The organism is Arthrobacter alpinus (assembly GCF_001294625.1).
In the GTDB taxonomy this organism is placed as follows: domain Bacteria; phylum Actinomycetota; class Actinomycetes; order Actinomycetales; family Micrococcaceae; genus Specibacter; species Specibacter alpinus_A.
In genome coordinates this window covers 2,741,453-2,757,491 of record NZ_CP012677.1, presented here as the reverse complement: position 1 = coordinate 2,757,491, position 16,039 = coordinate 2,741,453, and the positions used below count along the sequence as shown (strand labels likewise).

The window sequence follows — 16,039 nt, the reverse complement described above, 5'->3', positions numbered from 1 at the left end:
CATGTGGGGCCAGGCCATCTGGCCAGTTACCCTGGAATCCGGGGATTTGATCCTGCGCCCGCTGAAGTATCGTGACAAAGCGGAGTGGACGGCGGTGCGGTCCCGCAATGCTGCCTGGCTGCAACCGTGGGAGGCAAGCAACCCGGCCAACCAGGGTGAGCTGCCAACTTTCGGCGCCATGGTGCGGGCGCTGAATGAGCAGGCACGCGCGTCCAGTGCTCTGCCCTTTGTCATCACGGAGCGAGTTCCGGGGAAGTCCAAGCCGGTGATGGTGGGGCAGCTGACGGTCTCCTCGATCGTGTGGGGGTCAGCCATGATGGCTACTCTGGGCTACTGGGTGGATAAGGACCGTGCGGGGCGGGGCATTGCGCCAACTGCTGTGGCCATGGCGACTGACCACTGCTTCCACCAGTTGGGGCTGCACCGGATGGAGATCAACATCCGCCCGGAAAACGGACCCAGCCTTCGCGTGGTTGAAAAGTTGGGATTCCGCGATGAGGGGATGCGTCCCCGGTTTCTGCACATCAACGGCGAGTGGGCAGATCACCGCAGTTTCGCGTTGACTGCTGAAGAGGTGCCGGAGGGGATCTTGCACCGGTGGTTGTCCCGGAGCTAGCCAATACGTCTGGTTTGTCTAGGGGAGCCCCGGTGCGCCCGGTTTGGCGTGCAACCTGGCCGAAATCTTCACTCTCCTCGCGACACACCGCCAGTAATGCCGCTCCGGACATGTTTGACGTTTAAGGTTGAAATGTGGAGGCACTCACTGAGGCGCCACCATTATTGGGTAGTTTTAACCACTGCCACGCCGCAGCCGGCACGCCAGACTCAGCAGTTGCAGGAGACGTCAATGGAAAGCATCAATTCCGACGCCCACACTCATGTGGAGCCGGAACCGTCCTCCGTTATGCCCCCGACCGTCCCTGCCCCGCTGAATATCCGCTGGGGCCGGACGTCACTGGCTGTCGTGGGCCTTCTGGCACTCTTGACCGCGGGCATCTCCGGGGTCTTGAACGTGTTCAAGGTGGGGTCGGTGCCGTTAGCCTGGACAGGATTGATAGTATTTTTCGCCGTGTTGGCGGGGCTGCGTTCGTTGGCTGTGCGTGAGAAAAACCTCCGCCGGGCCGCTTCCTTCCATGCCGCGCGTACGACGTCGGACTCGGACTTTGCGAACGCCGACGGTTTCGCTGGGGAACAGCGTGAGACGGCGCTGTTTGACGGTGCCGCCGGCGGGTCAGCCGACGTTGTTGCTTCCCCGCAAAAGCCCCTGACAGCTGAGGAGCTGCGCAACGCGGCGCTGCGTGTGGCGGCCAAGGGAACCGCCGACGCAAAGTTGGCGCATACACAGACACTTGCCGAGGGCGAGCTGGTGACTGAAACTTGGGAACCGGTGGAGGTTCCAGTCCCCGGGTACGTGACGGCAGCGCGTGCGGCCTCCCGCGACACCGCATTGATTGTTCCGGAAGTGCCGAAGTCGGCGGGAACATCCATCAAGGCTGACCAGGCCGGCATTGGTGCCCCCACCTCGGCTCCAGCTGTTGTGGCCGGCGGCAAGAACGTCTCATCGTCGGAGCATGTTCTGGCAGTGAAGGCCGCCAAGTCAAACCACGCCCTGAACAACCTCGACGACGTGCTGCAGCGCCGCAGGGCGTAATCGTCTTCCCTGAATGGTTTTTGCAATGACCGGGCCCTGGGGCCCGGTCATTCTCTTCTTCGCTGCCACGGAGTAGTCTCGAAAAATGGTAGTTGTTGCTGTGGCTGGAGGAACAGGCACCGCGGGCCGGGCTGTAGTGGCCGAGGCCGTGGGTAGAGGGTTCGTGGTGCGCTCAATCAGCCGGCGTATTCCCTCTGATGAGCGGCGGCTTGCCGGAGTGGAGTACACGGCAGCGGATTTTCGGACCGGAATGGATGTGGTGACTGCGTTGACCGGCGTCGATGCCCTCATTGAGACACTCGATGCCCGGACTGGTTCCTCCCTCAAGGCCTTGCCCGCGACAACTGTTGCTGTGCTGGCTGCCGCCACCCGCGCCGGGATTACGCGATGCGTGCTGCTAACCATCCTCAATGCCGCCGAGTGCTCCATGGGCTACTACCAGGTTCAGGCGGCGCGGGCCCGCAGCTACGAGGCGGTGGGCATTCCCGCCTCCGTTATCTACGCAACGCAATTCCACGATCTGGTGGCCCGGCTGTTTTCCGCCGGATCCAAGGTGGGCTTGATCCCGGCGTTTACCGGGGTCTCTTTCCAGCCGATTGCGACGGCGGATGTGGCCCGGATTTTGCTAGACGAGGCCGTTGCTGGACTCCTCCCGGACGCGGCGGCCCATCATTCTCGAAGAGCTGGTGGGCCGTCGGTCTGGACCATGAACGAGCTCGCCGAGCAGTGGAAAGCCGCGACGCACCGCCGCGGCATGGTGACATCTGTGCCGTTGCCGGGGGCGTTTGGCACGTTCCTGCGGGCGGGGAAGAACCTGGCGCCGGATGCGGCCGTTGGGGCCGTTGAGTTCAATGACTGGTTGCAGGCGAGGCAGTCGTTGCCGGGCTAATTGCCGAGGTGGCCACGGAAGGGTTGGCTACGGGATCCCAGGGGGAAGTCGTCAGGGTTGCAGCGTTCCACCGCTAGCGGCGTGTGGTCAGGTCGCAGTCCATTTTTCACGGTTTTATCCGAACCAATACAGTAGGCTGACATTTTAGGCCGAGACTGCTCATTTGGAGGAAGACTATGGAAATGATCCCTGGCGGAACCTTGATAACCGCGACGCCCGAAGAAGGGCGACAACTGGCAATGACGATGGCCCGCAAGAGCATCGGCGCCATCCAGCCCGAGGCCGAGGTGCGCAAGGCACTGCCTCCCAAGTACGCCAACAGTCCCGACTCCTTGACCGCGGCGGCACAGGTGGTGGCGCTTGAATTTGCCACGATTGCCGCAGCCAACAAGTACTGGCGTAAGAACTCCTAGCTGGGGCGCGGACGCCTTGGGGTCGCTGGCTCTATGGGGCTGGCCAATTTGGATTCTGCTGGCTGTGGGTTTAACCTTGAAAAGCAGACGGTGTAACAGCCGTCACGGGGCTATGGCGCAGTTGGTAGCGCGCCTCGTTCGCATCGAGGAGGTCAGGAGTTCGAATCTCCTTAGCTCCACCAAGAAGGCCCTCTGACCTGCGGAAACGTTGGGTTGGGGGGCTTTTGTTTGGCCAAAATAGGGCCAACCCCTCTCCGTCAAGCTGGTTGTGAGCCATCCGGTTCTTTCTTGATCGTTTGAAGGAGACAGCCATGACACGGAAACGACACGCCTTGAGCTAAAAACAGGATGGGATTTTCAGCTCGTTTGGTCATCGAATTGTGGCCTGGCGGCAGTAGATCCAATTGCGCAGCAGCTTGCTGCGCAATTGGATCTACTGCCGCCAGGCCCTGCAAAGGTAGTCAATAAGGTTTCGGGGTGGAATGCTCTTCTGAGGTGTACTACTGATGTGGGACGTTGACACTCCTCATTCCGTGCCGGTGGTTTTTCTACGGGACTGTCCGGGCCGCCCCGATGAAATCCCTGATGAGCTGGGGATCCTTGACGCCGCGGAGCGATTCCACACCACTGGAAACATCCACCCCGTTCGGGCGCAGCGCCGTGGCCAACTGGGCAACATTGTTCGGGGTGAGCCCGCCAGCCAGCAGCCAGAAGCCCGACGGCGTGGCACCTTCTAAGAGCGTGGAGTCAAAGGCCACGCCGGCGCCGGGGTCGACGGCGTCCAGCAGGATCCGCTCGGATGCCCAGGCCAGCTTCTGGGCCGGGTCCAGGGCGCTGTAGGAGGCAGCAGAGAAGGCCCTGAGCGTGCGGAAGCCTTCCTCACGCAGGCGCACCATATCTGCCACAGGTTCGTTGCCATGCAACTGGACGGTAGTCAGTGCCGCCCGCAGCGCGGTGTCCACGACAGTCCCGATAGGCTGGTTGCGGAACACGCCCACCGTTTCAACACCCATGGGAACTTCGCGTCCAAGCTCGGCCGCGAGCTCCGCCGTGATGGTCCGCGGGCTTCCGGTCGCAAAGACGAAGCCGATGGCGTTGGCTCCTGCCGTGACGGCTGCAGCAACTGTTTCGGCTGTCTGCAAACCACAGATCTTTAAGTACATTCTTGACATCAGTCCTGACTCTTCCATCTCACCCACGACAAAGTGAACTCCTCGGGGAGCATCCTCGCCATTTTAACAGTCTGAAACGTTGGACCTGGGTCGTTTGAAGCCTGCCTTTGAACCGCGCAAGGTGACACGGGTGGCCGCCAAGGGCGGGTCAAGTGCGGAGCATGCGCCGGGTCCACCTCGCCAGTGAACCGGTGAATCGGTGCGCGTCTGCAAGGCCGCCGGGCCTTGCATCCCCAATATCGAGTTGGACTTTCCCGCCCGCGGCGCATTGGGTGGATGAGTTCTGGCCGCCGAGACCGCAGATTGGGTCTTGCTGGCCGGGGATGAGACAGCGCCTCCTATGCCATCGAATGCGACCACGACCGAGCCAAAGGTGCGCTCGTCGTCGAACTTAAGGGGCAGGAATTCGAGAGGTTCAATCACGGACACTAGCCCCACAATCTTTCCCGTACCAATGGGCCCGCAGCCTGGAACGCCTGAGTTTCCTTGACTCCTTGGAGAATCAGCAAAAACTCTCATGTGATTGACCCGAATCCCTCAGATGACAGCCGCTACACTGCCTACGCTTTCTTCCACAAGGATGCTGAATCCACAGTCGCCGTCCTTTCGGCAAACGCGCTGGTAGATCGCAAGAGGCTTGGATTCGGCCATCGCCGCAGGAACCGGACCGCCAAGGCAGCAGAGAATATCGTGTCGGGGACAAGCTATGGGGGACTTGCCTCGTTGTACCGTTATGACCGCATTGCCGAAGTGACTGAGGTAACGGGCAGGCGCCGGACAGTTCCGGGGGCCGCCGTGGGGGTATCACTTTCGCGCTGGAAATCATCGTTTCGGAGCGAATTTGGCGTTGATGCCCGTCACACGTGTAGTGTTGTTCAGCCGCTACTTTTAGCGGTTGTCATCGGGATTGTAACTTTCGGCAATAACCTGAGACGCCACGCCTCGCGCAGCAATTTGCGTTAGGCGATCCGTCTGTCTTTGTCCGAGGATCCAACCATGACTTCGCATTTTGCGTGGGCCGCCAGCATCGCCGCCCGCCACATCCCAGATGCGCTCCTTATGGAATTAAAGGCTCCCCATCGGCTCAGATTCTAGCTTCGACGACGTCGTCGAGCTACGAGCGATAAGGAATTGTAGTGTTCAAGGAACTTTCAAAGATCGGCAAGGCTTTCATGCTGCCGGTCGCCATCCTGCCAGCAGCCGGCCTGCTGCTGGGCATTGGCGGGGCCCTCTCCAACCCCACCACCGTTGCCGCCTACCCGGTGCTGGACAACCATGTCTTGCAGGGAATTTTCTCTGTCATGTCAGCAGCTGGCGCAACTGTCTTTGACAACCTAGCCATCCTGCTCGCCGTCGGCCTGTGCATCGGTCTGGCCAAACGGGATAAGGGAACTGCCGCGCTCGCGGGTGTTGTTGGATACCTGGTGATGGTGGCAACCATCAAGTCTCTCTTGGAGGTCTTCAGCCCCGATTCGGTGGCCATTGACACCGGCGTGGTGGGGGCCCTGGTAGTAGGTGGTGTGGCCGTCATGCTGCACAACAGATTCCACAACATCCAATTGCCAGCCGTTCTTGGCTTCTTTGGTGGCTCCCGCTTCGTACCAATCGTCACGGCGTTCGCAGCCATCTTTGTGGGAGCCCTCTTCTTCCTGGTGTGGCCGCCAGTCCAGATGGCGCTTGTCAGTGCCGGCACCGGTATCGCCGGAATGGGCGCCTTTGGCACCTTCCTCTACGGCTCTTTGCTACGGCTTAGCGGCGCAGCAGGTCTGCACCACATGATCTACCCCATGTTCTGGTACACACCGCTGGGCGGCACCGAAATTGTCAACGGTGTCCAAATCGTCGGTGCACAGAAGATCTTCTTCGCCCAGTTGGCCGACCCGAACCATGTGGGTCTATTCACCGAAGGAACCCGCTTCTTTGCGGGCCGCTTTGACACCATGATGTTCGGCTTGCCGGGCGCCTGCCTGGCCATGTGGCATGTCATCCCCAAGGGTCGCCGCGCCAAGTACACGGGCCTTTTTGCCTCCGTTGCCCTGACCTCATTCATCACGGGAATCACCGAGCCGATCGAGTTCATGTTCCTCTTTGTGGCCCCCATCCTTTACGTGATTCACGCGGTCTTCGACGGGCTCTCCTTCTTGATCGCGGACCTGCTCAATATCAGTATCGGCAACACCTTCTCCGGCGGACTGATCGACTTCCTGCTCTTTGGCGTATTCCAGGGCAACGACCGGACTAATTGGCTGCTGGTGATCCCCGTGGGAGTTGTATGGTTCTTCCTCTACTACTTCACGTTTAAGTTCTTCATCAAGAAGTTCAAGTTCGGCACCCCCGGACACCTTGAAGACACCTTGGGGAACGACGACAAGGCCCCCTCCGCTGACAGCGAAGCTGAGCTGGTCCCGGCCATGTCTGGCGGGCCCGAAGAGGGCACGCCGCTCCAGCATGAGGCCGCACAGATACTGACCGCGCTGGGTGGCCCGGAAAACGTTGACGATGTTGACGCCTGCATCACCCGGCTGCGTGTTTCCGTCAAGGACCCCACCCAAGTGGACAAGGAAAAACTCCGCAAACTCGGCGCCACAGGCGTTTTTGAGGTCAGCGGCGGTGTTCAAGCTGTTTATGGCGGAAAAGCTGTTCTTTACAAAAATGCCATCAATGAAAGCCTTGGCATTGACGACTAACTCACCACCAAACGCTTAACCATTTTAGGAGTCAACAGATGTTGAAAATGTTCAAGAAGAAGGGCGAGCAGATCTTCGCCCCGGCCGCCGGTACGGTGATGGCCCTGGCCGATGTTCCTGACCAGGTGTTCGCCAGCGGCGCCGTAGGTGAGGGATTCGCCGTCGAGCCCACGGAAGGTACCTTTGTGAGTCCTGTGGACGGGGAACTGATACTTCTCGCTAAGACGTTGCACGCCTTCGCGGTCCGCACCGACGCCGGTGCGGAAATACTTGTCCACATTGGCATGGACACCGTCAAGCTCAAGGGCGAAGGATTCACAGCCCACCGAGAGAAGGGCGACCGAGTCCAGCGCGGCGATGTCATCATCTCCTGTGATCTGGCCCAGATGGCTCCCTTGGTGCCGTCCATGGTCACCCCTGTTCTGCTGACCAACGGCAAGGGCTTTGCCATTGCCGAGACTGAAATCGGCGCTGTCAGTGGTGCGGCCGTCATCACCGTTCGGAAGAAATAACATGGCGCCCGTCTTGGGCGCTGCCTGCGCCCAAGTAGCTGTCAGGACCGGGTCATCATGGACCTGACTCGGGGACCCGCCGCAACCATCAAGAGGGTCTACAACAACAACGTTCTCCTTGCCGAGCTCGCCGACGGCAGCGAGATGGTTCTTGTGGGCAAGGGAATCGGTTTCAACCATAAACCCGGTGAAATTGTCGACCTGGATGCAGCGGATCAAAGGTTCGTTCCCGACGGCAGCTATGCAGCCAGCCATGTTGCCGGAATCCTCAGCGATGCTCCATTGGAGCAGATTGAGCTGGTTCAGGAGATCATGGCGATGGCCCAGACGGAACTGAAATTAGAGCCCCGGCAGTCTCTGCTGGTCCCCATTTTGGATCATTTGGGCTTTGCCGTGCAACGTGCCCAGGACGGCGTCAAGGTCGACTTCCCGCTGCGGTGGGAAGTGGCCCAGCTTTACCCGGCCGAGGGAAACCTGGGACGGTGGGTTGTTGCCCTCATCATGGAGCGGCTCGGCGTGCAGTTGCAAGAGGATGAATGGGTGGCTTTTGCCCTCCACTTCGTCAACCAGCAATGGGCGAAGTCTGATTTTTCTAAAACCGTCTCCATGACCGAGACCATCGCACGGGTATTCTCGCTACTGTCGGTGCGGTGGGGCAAAAACGTTGACGAGAATACGCTGAGTGCGTCACGGTTCGTGACGCATTTGCGCTATCTCTTTGCGCGCTCGGCAGAAGCAGCTGGCTCCGCCACGATCCGTGTGGATGTTCTGGCATCCGTGCGTCAGGCCTACCCGGAGGCGGCAGATGCAGCCGTGAAGGTGGCCAAACTCATTGACGCCGCGCTCCACCGGGAACTCGGAGCGGACGAGGTCTCCTACCTGGCACTGCACACAAGTCGGCTCTATGTCGAGATGCTTACGACTGAGGAGTCAAATAGATTGACAACGCTATGACCACCACCGGAACAGTGGCCGCCATTGCGCAGTTCATCGCAAAGTTTGAAAACTAGGGGCCTGATGGCTGAGAGCGTCGCCGATCTTGGTGACATCCGCAACCGCGTCTTCTCCGAGTTGCTTGGCCTGCAGGAACCCGACTTCCCCACTCCGGTTACCCTCATCATCCTGCTGGCCGAGGACCTCGCCCCGGCAGGCACAGCTACTCTTGACCCGGCACTGGAATTGGCAGACATTGCCGAAGGTGCCCTGGTACTCACTGACGGGGCAGCAGGAACCGTGGAAGTTGGTGCTGATCACGCGGTAGCCGCGGCAAAAGTCCAGGCGGATGCGGCCCGCAGCGAGGCCGTGCAGTCCTGGAAGGGTCCCGGACGCGCCCAGGGGTGGAACTGCCGTGGAAATTTTGGCCAATGTTCAGGACGGTACTGGGGCGCGCGCCGCAGCACAATTCCCAACCCAGTGCGCGGGGCTCATCCGCCCCGAACTATGCTTCCTTTCTGACCTGCACGAGCCATCCGCCGCCGAACAAGCCAGCATCCATGGCGAAGTTTTCGCCGCCTTCCCCGGGAGAAAAGTCCTCATTCGAACCCTCGACGCCGGATCTGAGAAGCCCGTGCCCTTGTGGTGCACGCTGATGAGCAGAATCCGGCACTGGGCGTTCGTGGCATCCGGCTAGGCCAAGTCGATCCAGGCCTGCTTGAGCTCCAGCTCGATGGCATTGCGCTCGCGGCACAACAGCAGAGCGGGGTTCCTGGCCGAGGTGCCGTCCGTCGTGCTGCTTGCTGGCGGGTTCCTGGCCGAGGTGGACTTCATGTCCATCGGCACCAACGACCTCACGCACTACACCATGGCCGCGGACCGCATGGCTCCCACCGTTGTCACGCTGACGGACAGCTGGCAGCTGTCGGTGCTGTACCTGATCCGCCTCGCGGCGATGGCGGGCACCAGCGGCCAGAAGCCGGTGGGCGTGTGCGGCGAGGCAGCGGCAGATCCGCTCCTTGCATGCATCCTGGTGGGCCTGGGTCTGAGCAGCTTGTCCATGGCACCGAACGCCGTGGCCGCCGTGGGCCTCCAGCTCGAATCCGTGAAGCTGGAGCAGTACCAACAGGCAGCTGTGGCCGTCCGTCACTGCACCACGGCGGCCGCAGCCAAGGCCACAGCCCGCAATTTGCTTTCATAATTCACCAAAAGATGTTCCAAGGAGTAGAAGAATAACCAGGCAAAAAGTTGCAGTTGGATCCCCGGTTGGCTTGCACGCCCAGCCCGCGGCCCTGATCGCCACGGACCTGGACGCTTAGCAGTTCCCAGGACAGGCAAACAGCACCCCGATCCTCGGATCGGGGTGCTGTTCGCCTTGCTGGTTGATGCCGAAGCCAGGTGCACACGGTGCGGAGTATCACTACTCAGTTGTTTTGATCGATTCAAAACAACTGTTAGAATTGCGTCATGGACAAAGACCAGCAGCAGGAGATTTTGGAGGGCAGGCTTCGGTCAGCCCAACTGAAAGTCACAGCTCCGCGCCTGGCGGTTCTCGGTGTCCTCTCCAGCAACGGACATCAGGACGCAGAAAGGGTCTTTTCCGCTGTGGCCACGTCCCTGCCAAAAACCTCTCTCCAAGCGGTCTATGGCGTGCTGGCGGCATTGGTGGCAGCTGGCTTGGTCCGAAAGATCGAACCGGCAGGATCTTCTGCACTTTACGAGGCTCGGGTGGGGGACAACCACCATCACCTGGTGTGCCTGAACTGCAAACGTGTCGAGGATGTGGACTGCGTCATTGGCGAAAGCCCCTGCCTCACGCCGTCGAACATGCTTGGATTCGCCATCCAAAGGGCCGAAATCACCTTCTGGGGCCTGTGCTCCCAGTGCCAACTGGTCACAGCAGCACCATAACCCGCCGCTGGCGGCAACTCTTTTTCAACAACTCTGTGCGGGCAGTGGCTTATCGTGCCCGCCGACAACCACCTTTTCGTGGCGCAATTTGTTGCACCCACATCAAGCAAACCCATTAAGGAAACACCTTGACTACCACTTTCATTTCACCGCGAAACCCCCACATCCGCTTATTCCTCTCAGACGGCACGGGGTCACCCGCGGCAACGTCCCCGGCCGTACATTCGGAACTCGGCGGACGGTATGTGACTACCGATGCGGCCGGTTCCGCCGAAATTGGCACCTATGTGACCACCGGCGCGCCCCAGCCAAGGTGGGCCGGAAGCTATGTGACCACCACATCCGGGCCGTCAGGGACAATGGGATCCTACGTGCACTCCGGGAAGTAGTGGCGTGGGAGTTGGCTCAAATTAAGGCCCAAAATAGGGGCCGAGTCGATTCTTTGACTAGTGAGGTCCGTGCGCGGCCTATGCGGGGGGAATCGGATTGACTGACTTTAACTTTGAAACTGCCGCTCAGCCCTCTAGGCCCTGATTGAATGCCACCAGCCGCGCTTGGATCTCCCAGTAGGAGGTGGCGGCCGGTGTCGGCGAGCCCTCGCGCAAGGCATTGGCAACGTTTACTGCCGCATCCACTGACGCCCGGTAGGGGAGAGAACCGGAGCTCACACGCCGGACACCCAGCTTGCCCAACTCGGCCACTGTCAGTGACGGGTGCGCCAGCAGGTTCACCGGCACTGCGGTCCCGGAGGTGATGCTGCTGATGTGCTCTGCTTTCACGACGCCCGGGACAAAGATGCCGTCAGCACCCGCATCAGCATAGGTGCGGGCACGCTGCAGGACCGCCCCAACGGTGGCGTCCTGGCCAAACCAAAAGTTGTCCACCCTGGCATTGATGAAAACCTCGGGGCTGCACTGCTTCACGGCCGTTACCTTCGCAGCAAAAGCTGACGGATCTACCAGGCGTCCGTCGAAGCTGTCCTCAAGGTTGACCCCGGCCACACCCAGAGACGCCAGTTGGGCCACCAGGCCTGCTACAGCCAAGGGATCATCTGAGTAGCCGTCCTCACAGTCCACCGTGATGTGGACAGGAAGGCGGCACAGTTGGGCCGCCAATGCCATGGTTGCCGCCTCGCCCGTCCGCGCAGCGTCGGGCAGGCCCGCGCTTCCCGCAATACCAAAGCTGGTGGTTCCAATAGCGGTGTACCCGGCCGCCGCAAATGCAAGCGCCGAGCCAACATCCCAGGCATTCGGCAGCAGGAGCGGCACGTTGGCGTGGTGGAGTTCCTTAAACGTGGCCATGTTCGTTCCCCTCCTGAGGCAAGCATCAAGGTGGCTTCCTTCAAGACTACAAGCTTGGGTGGTGAGCGCAAGGAGGCCCAAGACAGCCGGCAAGACAGCCTCGATCAAATCCACGCAAAACCCTTGTTTGTGATGCCATGCGGGTATATCGTTGAGTATCGCTAACAAATCGTTGAGGAGATAATGATGCACAATTCATTCCAGTCCGGAGGGTTTTTCGGTAACAACATGGATGGCATGTGGCAGGCTGTGGAGGAGCTGCGGTCGAGGTTTGATAAGCCCTCGGGAACGCGCGTTGGCCGCGGAGAAGTGCGCTCGGCAGTGCTGGCGCTGCTCGCCGAACAGCCCATGCATGGCTACCAGATCATCCATGAAATTGAGGAGCGCAGTGGTGGCAGCTGGAAGCCCAGCGCCGGTTCCGTCTACCCAACACTGCAGCTACTGGCAGACGAGGGCCTCATTAACGCAGAGGAATCCAATGGGCGCAAGGTCTATTCCCTGACCGACGCCGGCCGTGAGGCCGTGGCGGACGCCGATGCAAAAACACCTTGGGACTCCAGCGGTCCAGCGCAGGGAATGGGCTTCGCGGCACTGCCCAAGGCCGGTATGGAATTGGCGCAGGCCGCAGCCCAAGTGGGGCGAACAGGTTCGAAGGCGCAGGTGCAGGAGGCGGTTAAGGTGCTCGAGGAAGCTCGCCGCCGGCTGTACTCCATCCTCGCCCAAGACTGACACGGATGGCGTCGATTCATCGGGGCCGGGCCGAACCGGTACCTGGCGCAGGTAATACCCGTGCCAGGTACCGGCGCATCTTGCGTTTCGCCGCCTGGTATCTGGCCGTGACCTGGTGGTATGAGCTGGTTCTGCCCCGACTGCGGATGGGCGGTATAGCCGAGCGCACCCGGACAAAGCGGATGCGGCGTTTTGCGCAAAGTTTCCATGGGCTTGCGGTGGAACTCGGCGGTCTGATGATCAAGGTCGGCCAGTTCATGTCCTCCCGGCTCGACGTGCTCCCACCGGAAATCACAGCCGAATTGGAAGGGCTGCAGGACGAGGTTCCGCCGGTCGCGTTCCCCGCAATCCGCGCCCTGGCCGAGGCGGAGCTGGGTGCGCCGCTGGAAGCGGTGTTCGCGTGGGTTGAACAGACGCCAATCGCCGCAGCGTCACTCGGGCAGGCGCACCGGGCACAACTTCTTCCCAGAGATGCCGCCGACACCGGGCTCGATATTGTGGTGGTGAAGGTGCAGCGGCCGGGCATCGAGGCGATTGTCGACGTCGACCTGGCCGCGCTACGCAAAGTAGGTGGCTGGCTCAGCCATGTCCGATTCGTGTCCGATCGCGCCAACGCCCCGGCGCTGGTCGAGGAGTTTGCGAAGACCAGTCTCGAGGAGATCGACTACCTTCAGGAGGCCGCGAATGCAGCGCGCTTTGCGGCCGATTTTGCCGACGACGACAGGGTGAACGGGCCCGACGTCGTCTGGGAGCGGAGCACCCGCCGTGTGCTCACCCTCGAAGACGTCACGGCCATCAAGGTTACGGACACGGCGGCGCTCCTTGCCGCGGGCATCGACCCGGCACATGTTGCCCCCGTATTCGCGTCCGTCATGTTTGACCAACTGTTCACTAACGGCTTTTTCCACGCCGATCCGCACCCAGGCAACATGTTTCTCACTGCGATAGCCGGCGCCACCCAGGAGCGCCCGTGGAAGCTGACGTTCATCGACTTCGGCATGATGGGCGAGGTTGCGCCCAGCACGCGCAGGGGCCTTCGCAAGCTACTGATCGCTGCCGCCTCGCGTGACGGCAAGGGGCTGGTGGCCGCGATCAGCGAGTTGGGTGTGCTGGTGCCCTCGGCTGACACGGCCGAGTTGGAACGGGCCATGACGCACCTCTTTTCCCGGTTTGGGGGAATGGGTTTTGCCGAGCTTCGCGAGGTGGACCCGCGGGAGTTCCGTGATTTCGCGGCGGAGTTCGGAGACGTGGTCCGCTCATTACCGGTGCAGTTGCCGGAGCACTTCCTGCTGATCATCCGCGCCATGTCGCTGACCTCGGGTGTGTGCAGTTCCCTGGACGCGCAATTCAATCTGTGGGACTCGGTGGAACCCTATGCGGCACAGCTGTTGCGAGACGAGCGGGGCAACTTAGTGCAGGATGTTGCGCAGCAGGCGTTCGACGTCGCTGGGACGGCTCTGCGTCTGCCCAAGCGTTTGGATGGGCTTCTCGCCCGGATCGAGGACGGTTCCCTGCCGGTGTCCAACCCGCGCCTGGAAAGGCAACTGGCGCGGCTCAACCGCCACGTTCAGCGCTCGGTTGCGGCGCTGATATTTACTGCCGTCCTCATCGCTGGTGCCGTGGTCCGGGCGGATGACACGGTGCTCGGCAGCGTGCTGATGATAGCGTCGGTGGTTCCGCTGCTCTTGGCTGTGCGGGCTGGCCGCCGGGGCTGACGGCGCAGGTGTCAGAGGCGCCGTGATGCGGCTCCGAACCAGGTTGGCAGGTAGCGTAGCGGTTCGCCCTGGTCTGTGCCGATTTATGCGACGAGGACGTCAGGGCGAAGCAGGACGGCGGGCTCGTCCAGCTCAGTGCTGACGTCAGCGACGGGTGAGCCCGTAAAGATGTCCCCGCGACAAGGTAATGTCGCGCAGGCGCCGCCCGAGCAGTTCCGGGCCTTCGACAAAATCGTAGCGGATACCAATCGAAGTGGTTTTCTCAGCCAAGAAACGGTTGACGCCCGCAAAGCCCATCGGCTCGGTCAGTAACTGGCGCACGGCCTGCGGGCCGGGCTCAGGGAAAATCAGCTCGCTCTGGTCGCGGGGCAGGGTCAGCACGGCGTGGGCTACCGCGTGGCGCTCCACAAAATAGCTGTCCAACTGCCCCGTCGGCGCCAGCCGTTGACCTCGGCGGCAAGCTTCCAGACAAGGTTGAAAGCGTCCTGGATGCCCAAATACAAGCCCTGCCCACCCAATAGCGGGTGGACGTGGGCGGGGTCGCCGAAGCGGGACAGTCAACGCGGAGAGTGGGCTCCGAAGTCCGTCCCGGCGTACGCCCGAAGCTGCGTCCTGAACTCCTCGAAGGATGGCACGCCCGAGCGGTCCCCGGCCACGTCCGCGGCAAGGACGACGGCGCGGAACAGGCCGTTCCCGGCCGGTCTGATGCCGAGCCCCTCGTGGATCTTGCGCACCCGATCCTGCACGTCTGCCAGTTTGTTCGGTGCCATGGCCACCTCAACCTAGCCAAGCTCGACGGTTACACCGGCGTCGTCCTGCTCCGCACCAGTAATCTCGGCGCTGCGCCGGATCTGCGCGCCGAGCTCGACGGTGTGCTCCTCCAGCAGACTGTCGGTGACCGGGCGGGGGATACCAAGAATGTAGCCGTGAGCTGTGTCCAGATCCGCTGGCGCGGGTGCAGACCGAGCGAGCGGACGGCCTTGCGGGGCTCCGCGTCCTTCTCCAGCACGAGCACGTCAAAGCCTTGCAGGCGCAACTCGCCGACCAGCATCATCCCCGTTGGGCCGCCGCCGCTGACGGCGAAGACCATCGCTATTACCGCCGCAGCCTTCGATGCCGCGACAACAGCCTCCGTCCACTTGGCGGTGTCGTGTGAGCTCCCGAAAAACACGGGTGCTACCAGGAATGTTGCCAAGAAGTAGCCCGCAAACGTTGAACCGAGCAGGCACAAGCACGCGGTCGCGGCTGCCGTCAGCTTGTGCCACCACAACCTGGCAAGGGCCGCCAATCCGACTACCCGGACCCACCCAGCGCAATGGCGTTTTGCAGCTCGGAAGGTGTGCCGGCAGCCCCTGAAATCAGTGCATGTGCGCCGTTGAGCACGAAGAACGCGGCGACGGCGATGGCAAGTAAACCTTCGGCGGTAGCGAGGGCTGCAGCACCGATGACGTTGCGGCCCGTTGCAGTACCCGGGACAGTCAGGACCCCGACCGCCATAGTCAGGACGCCGAGCGCCTGAACGAGGGTCCCCGCTCCAAAGAGCTGCGCCGCCGTTTCAACGTTCTGCCACTCGCCATAGGGGAAGGAGTAGTCGAAGAGGTGGTCTTCGACCGAGAGATCCCCGGGTGACTGCGAGCCGCTGAACACGAACCATCGCTGGAACGCGGCAATGAACGCCAGAACAGCTGAGGCCAGAAACAAGACGACCGTGGCAAGCAGCCAAAAAATTGAAGCTCTTTGGCGACGGACGGTCCGCTGACGCTGGCCGGAAACGTCGATGGCCGACATGATCTGACACTAGCGACGTTGGGTGGGGAGTCAAGGGATTCAATTAAATGCTTCAGTTTTGGTGCTGCGCGGGCGAAGTCGACTGGAATTCACGTCCGGCTTCCCGGTTACGATCACTGACATGGCCGAACCCGTTGATGTGAGCGCAACCCGGGCGTTGTGTGACGACGTCACCACCAGCTATGAGGAACTTTTGGGGTGACCTCATGGCCGAGAAATTCTATGATCGCGCCATGATCGCGGCCTTCACCGACAGGGTCCGCGACACCGGCAACCTGGAATCCTTGGACGCAGGGGAGGGGAGCCTGCCGGAACTGTTGCCTGGTACTCGCTCATTC

Annotated in this window: 20 protein-coding genes, 1 tRNA gene and 1 pseudogene; 15 read left to right on the top strand and 7 right to left on the bottom strand. The window is 61.4% G+C overall.

Annotation, left to right across the window (positions count from 1 at the left end; all coding sequences use genetic code 11):
- Position 1: 1 nt before the first annotated feature.
- The 5 genes from AOC05_RS12435 to AOC05_RS12415 all read left to right on the top strand — a co-directional run bounded on the left by AOC05_RS12435 (position 2) and on the right by AOC05_RS12415 (position 3,135).
- The gene (locus AOC05_RS12435) at positions 2–616 is read left to right on the top strand and encodes a GNAT family N-acetyltransferase (protein ID WP_062007491.1); all 615 of its coding nucleotides are present in this window, start codon (positions 2–4) and stop codon (positions 614–616) included.
- A 231-nt stretch (positions 617–847) separates the two neighbouring features.
- Positions 848–1,651, top strand: coding sequence for a hypothetical protein (locus AOC05_RS12430; RefSeq protein ID WP_062007490.1), 804 nt, complete (start codon positions 848–850; stop codon positions 1,649–1,651).
- Positions 1,652–1,736: 85 nt separating this feature from the next.
- Positions 1,737–2,540: an SDR family oxidoreductase gene (locus tag AOC05_RS12425; RefSeq protein WP_062007489.1), complete on the top strand. Its 804-nt coding sequence runs from the start codon at positions 1,737–1,739 to the stop codon at positions 2,538–2,540.
- Between the two features lie 176 nt (positions 2,541–2,716).
- The gene (locus tag AOC05_RS12420) at positions 2,717–2,953 is read left to right on the top strand and encodes a hexameric tyrosine-coordinated heme protein (RefSeq protein WP_082357969.1); all 237 of its coding nucleotides are present in this window, start codon (positions 2,717–2,719) and stop codon (positions 2,951–2,953) included.
- A gap of 106 nt (positions 2,954–3,059) precedes the next feature.
- Positions 3,060–3,135 (top strand) — tRNA-Ala (locus AOC05_RS12415).
- Positions 3,136–3,501: 366 nt separating this feature from the next.
- On the opposite strand, the gene AOC05_RS12410 is transcribed toward AOC05_RS12415, so the two are convergent.
- Positions 3,502–4,143, bottom strand: a complete 642-nt coding sequence (locus AOC05_RS12410; RefSeq protein WP_231687230.1) for a phosphoribosylanthranilate isomerase — start codon at positions 4,141–4,143, stop codon at positions 3,502–3,504.
- Positions 4,144–5,261: 1,118 nt separating this feature from the next.
- On the opposite strand from AOC05_RS12410, the gene AOC05_RS12405 reads away from it, so the two are divergent.
- The 8 genes from AOC05_RS12405 (at position 5,262) to AOC05_RS12375 (ending at position 10,557) form a co-directional block, all read left to right on the top strand.
- On the top strand, positions 5,262–6,812 hold the full coding sequence (locus tag AOC05_RS12405; RefSeq protein WP_062007486.1) for a PTS transporter subunit EIIC: 1,551 nt from the start codon (positions 5,262–5,264) through the stop codon (positions 6,810–6,812).
- A gap of 38 nt (positions 6,813–6,850) precedes the next feature.
- Complete coding sequence (locus AOC05_RS12400; protein WP_154605964.1) at positions 6,851–7,324, top strand: PTS sugar transporter subunit IIA; 474 nt, start codon at positions 6,851–6,853, stop codon at positions 7,322–7,324.
- A gap of 57 nt (positions 7,325–7,381) precedes the next feature.
- Positions 7,382–8,278, top strand: a complete 897-nt coding sequence (locus AOC05_RS12395; protein WP_062007485.1) for a PRD domain-containing protein — start codon at positions 7,382–7,384, stop codon at positions 8,276–8,278.
- 63 nt (positions 8,279–8,341) lie between these two features.
- A complete protein-coding gene (locus AOC05_RS19815) occupies positions 8,342–8,779 on the top strand; it encodes a hypothetical protein (protein WP_062007484.1) in 438 nt (145 codons plus the stop codon).
- A complete protein-coding gene (locus tag AOC05_RS20830) occupies positions 8,673–8,954 on the top strand; it encodes a putative PEP-binding protein (RefSeq protein ID WP_186760569.1) in 282 nt (93 codons plus the stop codon). The genes AOC05_RS19815 and AOC05_RS20830 overlap by 107 nt, the downstream gene beginning before the upstream one ends.
- Before the next feature lie 21 nt (positions 8,955–8,975).
- On the top strand, positions 8,976–9,458 hold the full coding sequence (locus AOC05_RS12385; protein WP_157374982.1) for a putative PEP-binding protein: 483 nt from the start codon (positions 8,976–8,978) through the stop codon (positions 9,456–9,458).
- Positions 9,459–9,724: 266 nt separating this feature from the next.
- Positions 9,725–10,168 carry a Fur family transcriptional regulator gene (locus AOC05_RS12380; protein ID WP_062007482.1) on the top strand — a complete coding sequence of 148 codons (444 nt, stop codon included), beginning with the start codon at positions 9,725–9,727 and terminating at the stop codon, positions 10,166–10,168.
- Between the two features lie 128 nt (positions 10,169–10,296).
- Positions 10,297–10,557, top strand: coding sequence for a hypothetical protein (locus AOC05_RS12375; protein ID WP_062007481.1), 261 nt, complete (start codon positions 10,297–10,299; stop codon positions 10,555–10,557).
- A 126-nt stretch (positions 10,558–10,683) separates the two neighbouring features.
- Here the strand turns inward: AOC05_RS12375 and AOC05_RS12370 are convergent, their stop codons facing one another.
- Positions 10,684–11,469 (bottom strand): isocitrate lyase/PEP mutase family protein, encoded by a 786-nt coding sequence (locus AOC05_RS12370; protein WP_062007480.1) that lies wholly within the window; start codon positions 11,467–11,469, stop codon positions 10,684–10,686.
- 186 nt (positions 11,470–11,655) lie between these two features.
- Here AOC05_RS12370 and AOC05_RS12365 point away from each other — a divergent pair, with 186 nt between their 5' ends.
- Both AOC05_RS12365 and AOC05_RS12360 read left to right on the top strand, forming a co-directional pair.
- Positions 11,656–12,198 (top strand): PadR family transcriptional regulator, encoded by a 543-nt coding sequence (locus AOC05_RS12365; protein WP_062007479.1) that lies wholly within the window; start codon positions 11,656–11,658, stop codon positions 12,196–12,198.
- A gap of 5 nt (positions 12,199–12,203) precedes the next feature.
- Positions 12,204–13,913 carry an ABC1 kinase family protein gene (locus tag AOC05_RS12360; RefSeq protein WP_062007478.1) on the top strand — a complete coding sequence of 570 codons (1,710 nt, stop codon included), beginning with the start codon at positions 12,204–12,206 and terminating at the stop codon, positions 13,911–13,913.
- Positions 13,914–14,057: 144 nt separating this feature from the next.
- On the opposite strand, the gene AOC05_RS20490 is transcribed toward AOC05_RS12360, so the two are convergent.
- The 5 genes and pseudogenes from AOC05_RS20490 to AOC05_RS12350 form a co-directional block, all read right to left on the bottom strand.
- Positions 14,058–14,336: a hypothetical protein gene (locus AOC05_RS20490; protein ID WP_230085350.1), complete on the bottom strand. Its 279-nt coding sequence runs from the start codon at positions 14,334–14,336 to the stop codon at positions 14,058–14,060.
- Complete coding sequence (locus AOC05_RS20485) at positions 14,303–14,410, bottom strand: FAD-dependent monooxygenase (protein WP_230085690.1); 108 nt, start codon at positions 14,408–14,410, stop codon at positions 14,303–14,305. Before AOC05_RS20485 ends, AOC05_RS20490 begins: the two co-directional genes overlap by 34 nt.
- 60 nt (positions 14,411–14,470) lie before the next feature.
- Positions 14,471–14,683 carry a hypothetical protein gene (locus AOC05_RS20480; protein WP_230085349.1) on the bottom strand — a complete coding sequence of 71 codons (213 nt, stop codon included), beginning with the start codon at positions 14,681–14,683 and terminating at the stop codon, positions 14,471–14,473.
- A 12-nt stretch (positions 14,684–14,695) separates the two neighbouring features.
- A pseudogene (locus AOC05_RS20475) lies at positions 14,696–14,964 on the bottom strand (FAD-dependent monooxygenase).
- Between the two features lie 242 nt (positions 14,965–15,206).
- Positions 15,207–15,701 carry a hypothetical protein gene (locus tag AOC05_RS12350; protein ID WP_062007477.1) on the bottom strand — a complete coding sequence of 165 codons (495 nt, stop codon included), beginning with the start codon at positions 15,699–15,701 and terminating at the stop codon, positions 15,207–15,209.
- Between the last annotated feature and the right edge of the window lie 338 nt (positions 15,702–16,039).

What these genes read in the sequence shown, in the direction of transcription:
- AOC05_RS12435 (WP_062007491.1), top strand. Translation starts at nt 2, where the DNA reads ATGTGGGGCCAGGCCATCTGGCCAGTTACCCTGGAATCCGGGGATTTG.
- AOC05_RS12430 (WP_062007490.1), top strand. Translation starts at nt 848, where the DNA reads ATGGAAAGCATCAATTCCGACGCCCACACTCATGTGGAGCCGGAACCG.
- AOC05_RS12425 (WP_062007489.1), top strand. Translation starts at nt 1,737, where the DNA reads ATGGTAGTTGTTGCTGTGGCTGGAGGAACAGGCACCGCGGGCCGGGCT.
- AOC05_RS12420 (WP_082357969.1), top strand. Translation starts at nt 2,717, where the DNA reads ATGGAAATGATCCCTGGCGGAACCTTGATAACCGCGACGCCCGAAGAA.
- AOC05_RS12410 (WP_231687230.1), bottom strand. Translation starts at nt 4,143, where the DNA reads ATGGAAGAGTCAGGACTGATGTCAAGAATGTACTTAAAGATCTGTGGT.
- AOC05_RS12400 (WP_154605964.1), top strand. Translation starts at nt 6,851, where the DNA reads ATGTTGAAAATGTTCAAGAAGAAGGGCGAGCAGATCTTCGCCCCGGCC.
- AOC05_RS12395 (WP_062007485.1), top strand. Translation starts at nt 7,382, where the DNA reads ATGGACCTGACTCGGGGACCCGCCGCAACCATCAAGAGGGTCTACAAC.
- AOC05_RS19815 (WP_062007484.1), top strand. Translation starts at nt 8,342, where the DNA reads ATGGCTGAGAGCGTCGCCGATCTTGGTGACATCCGCAACCGCGTCTTC.
- AOC05_RS12380 (WP_062007482.1), top strand. Translation starts at nt 9,725, where the DNA reads ATGGACAAAGACCAGCAGCAGGAGATTTTGGAGGGCAGGCTTCGGTCA.
- AOC05_RS12370 (WP_062007480.1), bottom strand. Translation starts at nt 11,469, where the DNA reads ATGGCCACGTTTAAGGAACTCCACCACGCCAACGTGCCGCTCCTGCTG.
- AOC05_RS12365 (WP_062007479.1), top strand. Translation starts at nt 11,656, where the DNA reads ATGCACAATTCATTCCAGTCCGGAGGGTTTTTCGGTAACAACATGGAT.
- AOC05_RS12360 (WP_062007478.1), top strand. Translation starts at nt 12,204, where the DNA reads ATGGCGTCGATTCATCGGGGCCGGGCCGAACCGGTACCTGGCGCAGGT.
- AOC05_RS20480 (WP_230085349.1), bottom strand. Translation starts at nt 14,683, where the DNA reads ATGGCACCGAACAAACTGGCAGACGTGCAGGATCGGGTGCGCAAGATC.
- AOC05_RS12350 (WP_062007477.1), bottom strand. Translation starts at nt 15,701, where the DNA reads ATGTCGGCCATCGACGTTTCCGGCCAGCGTCAGCGGACCGTCCGTCGC.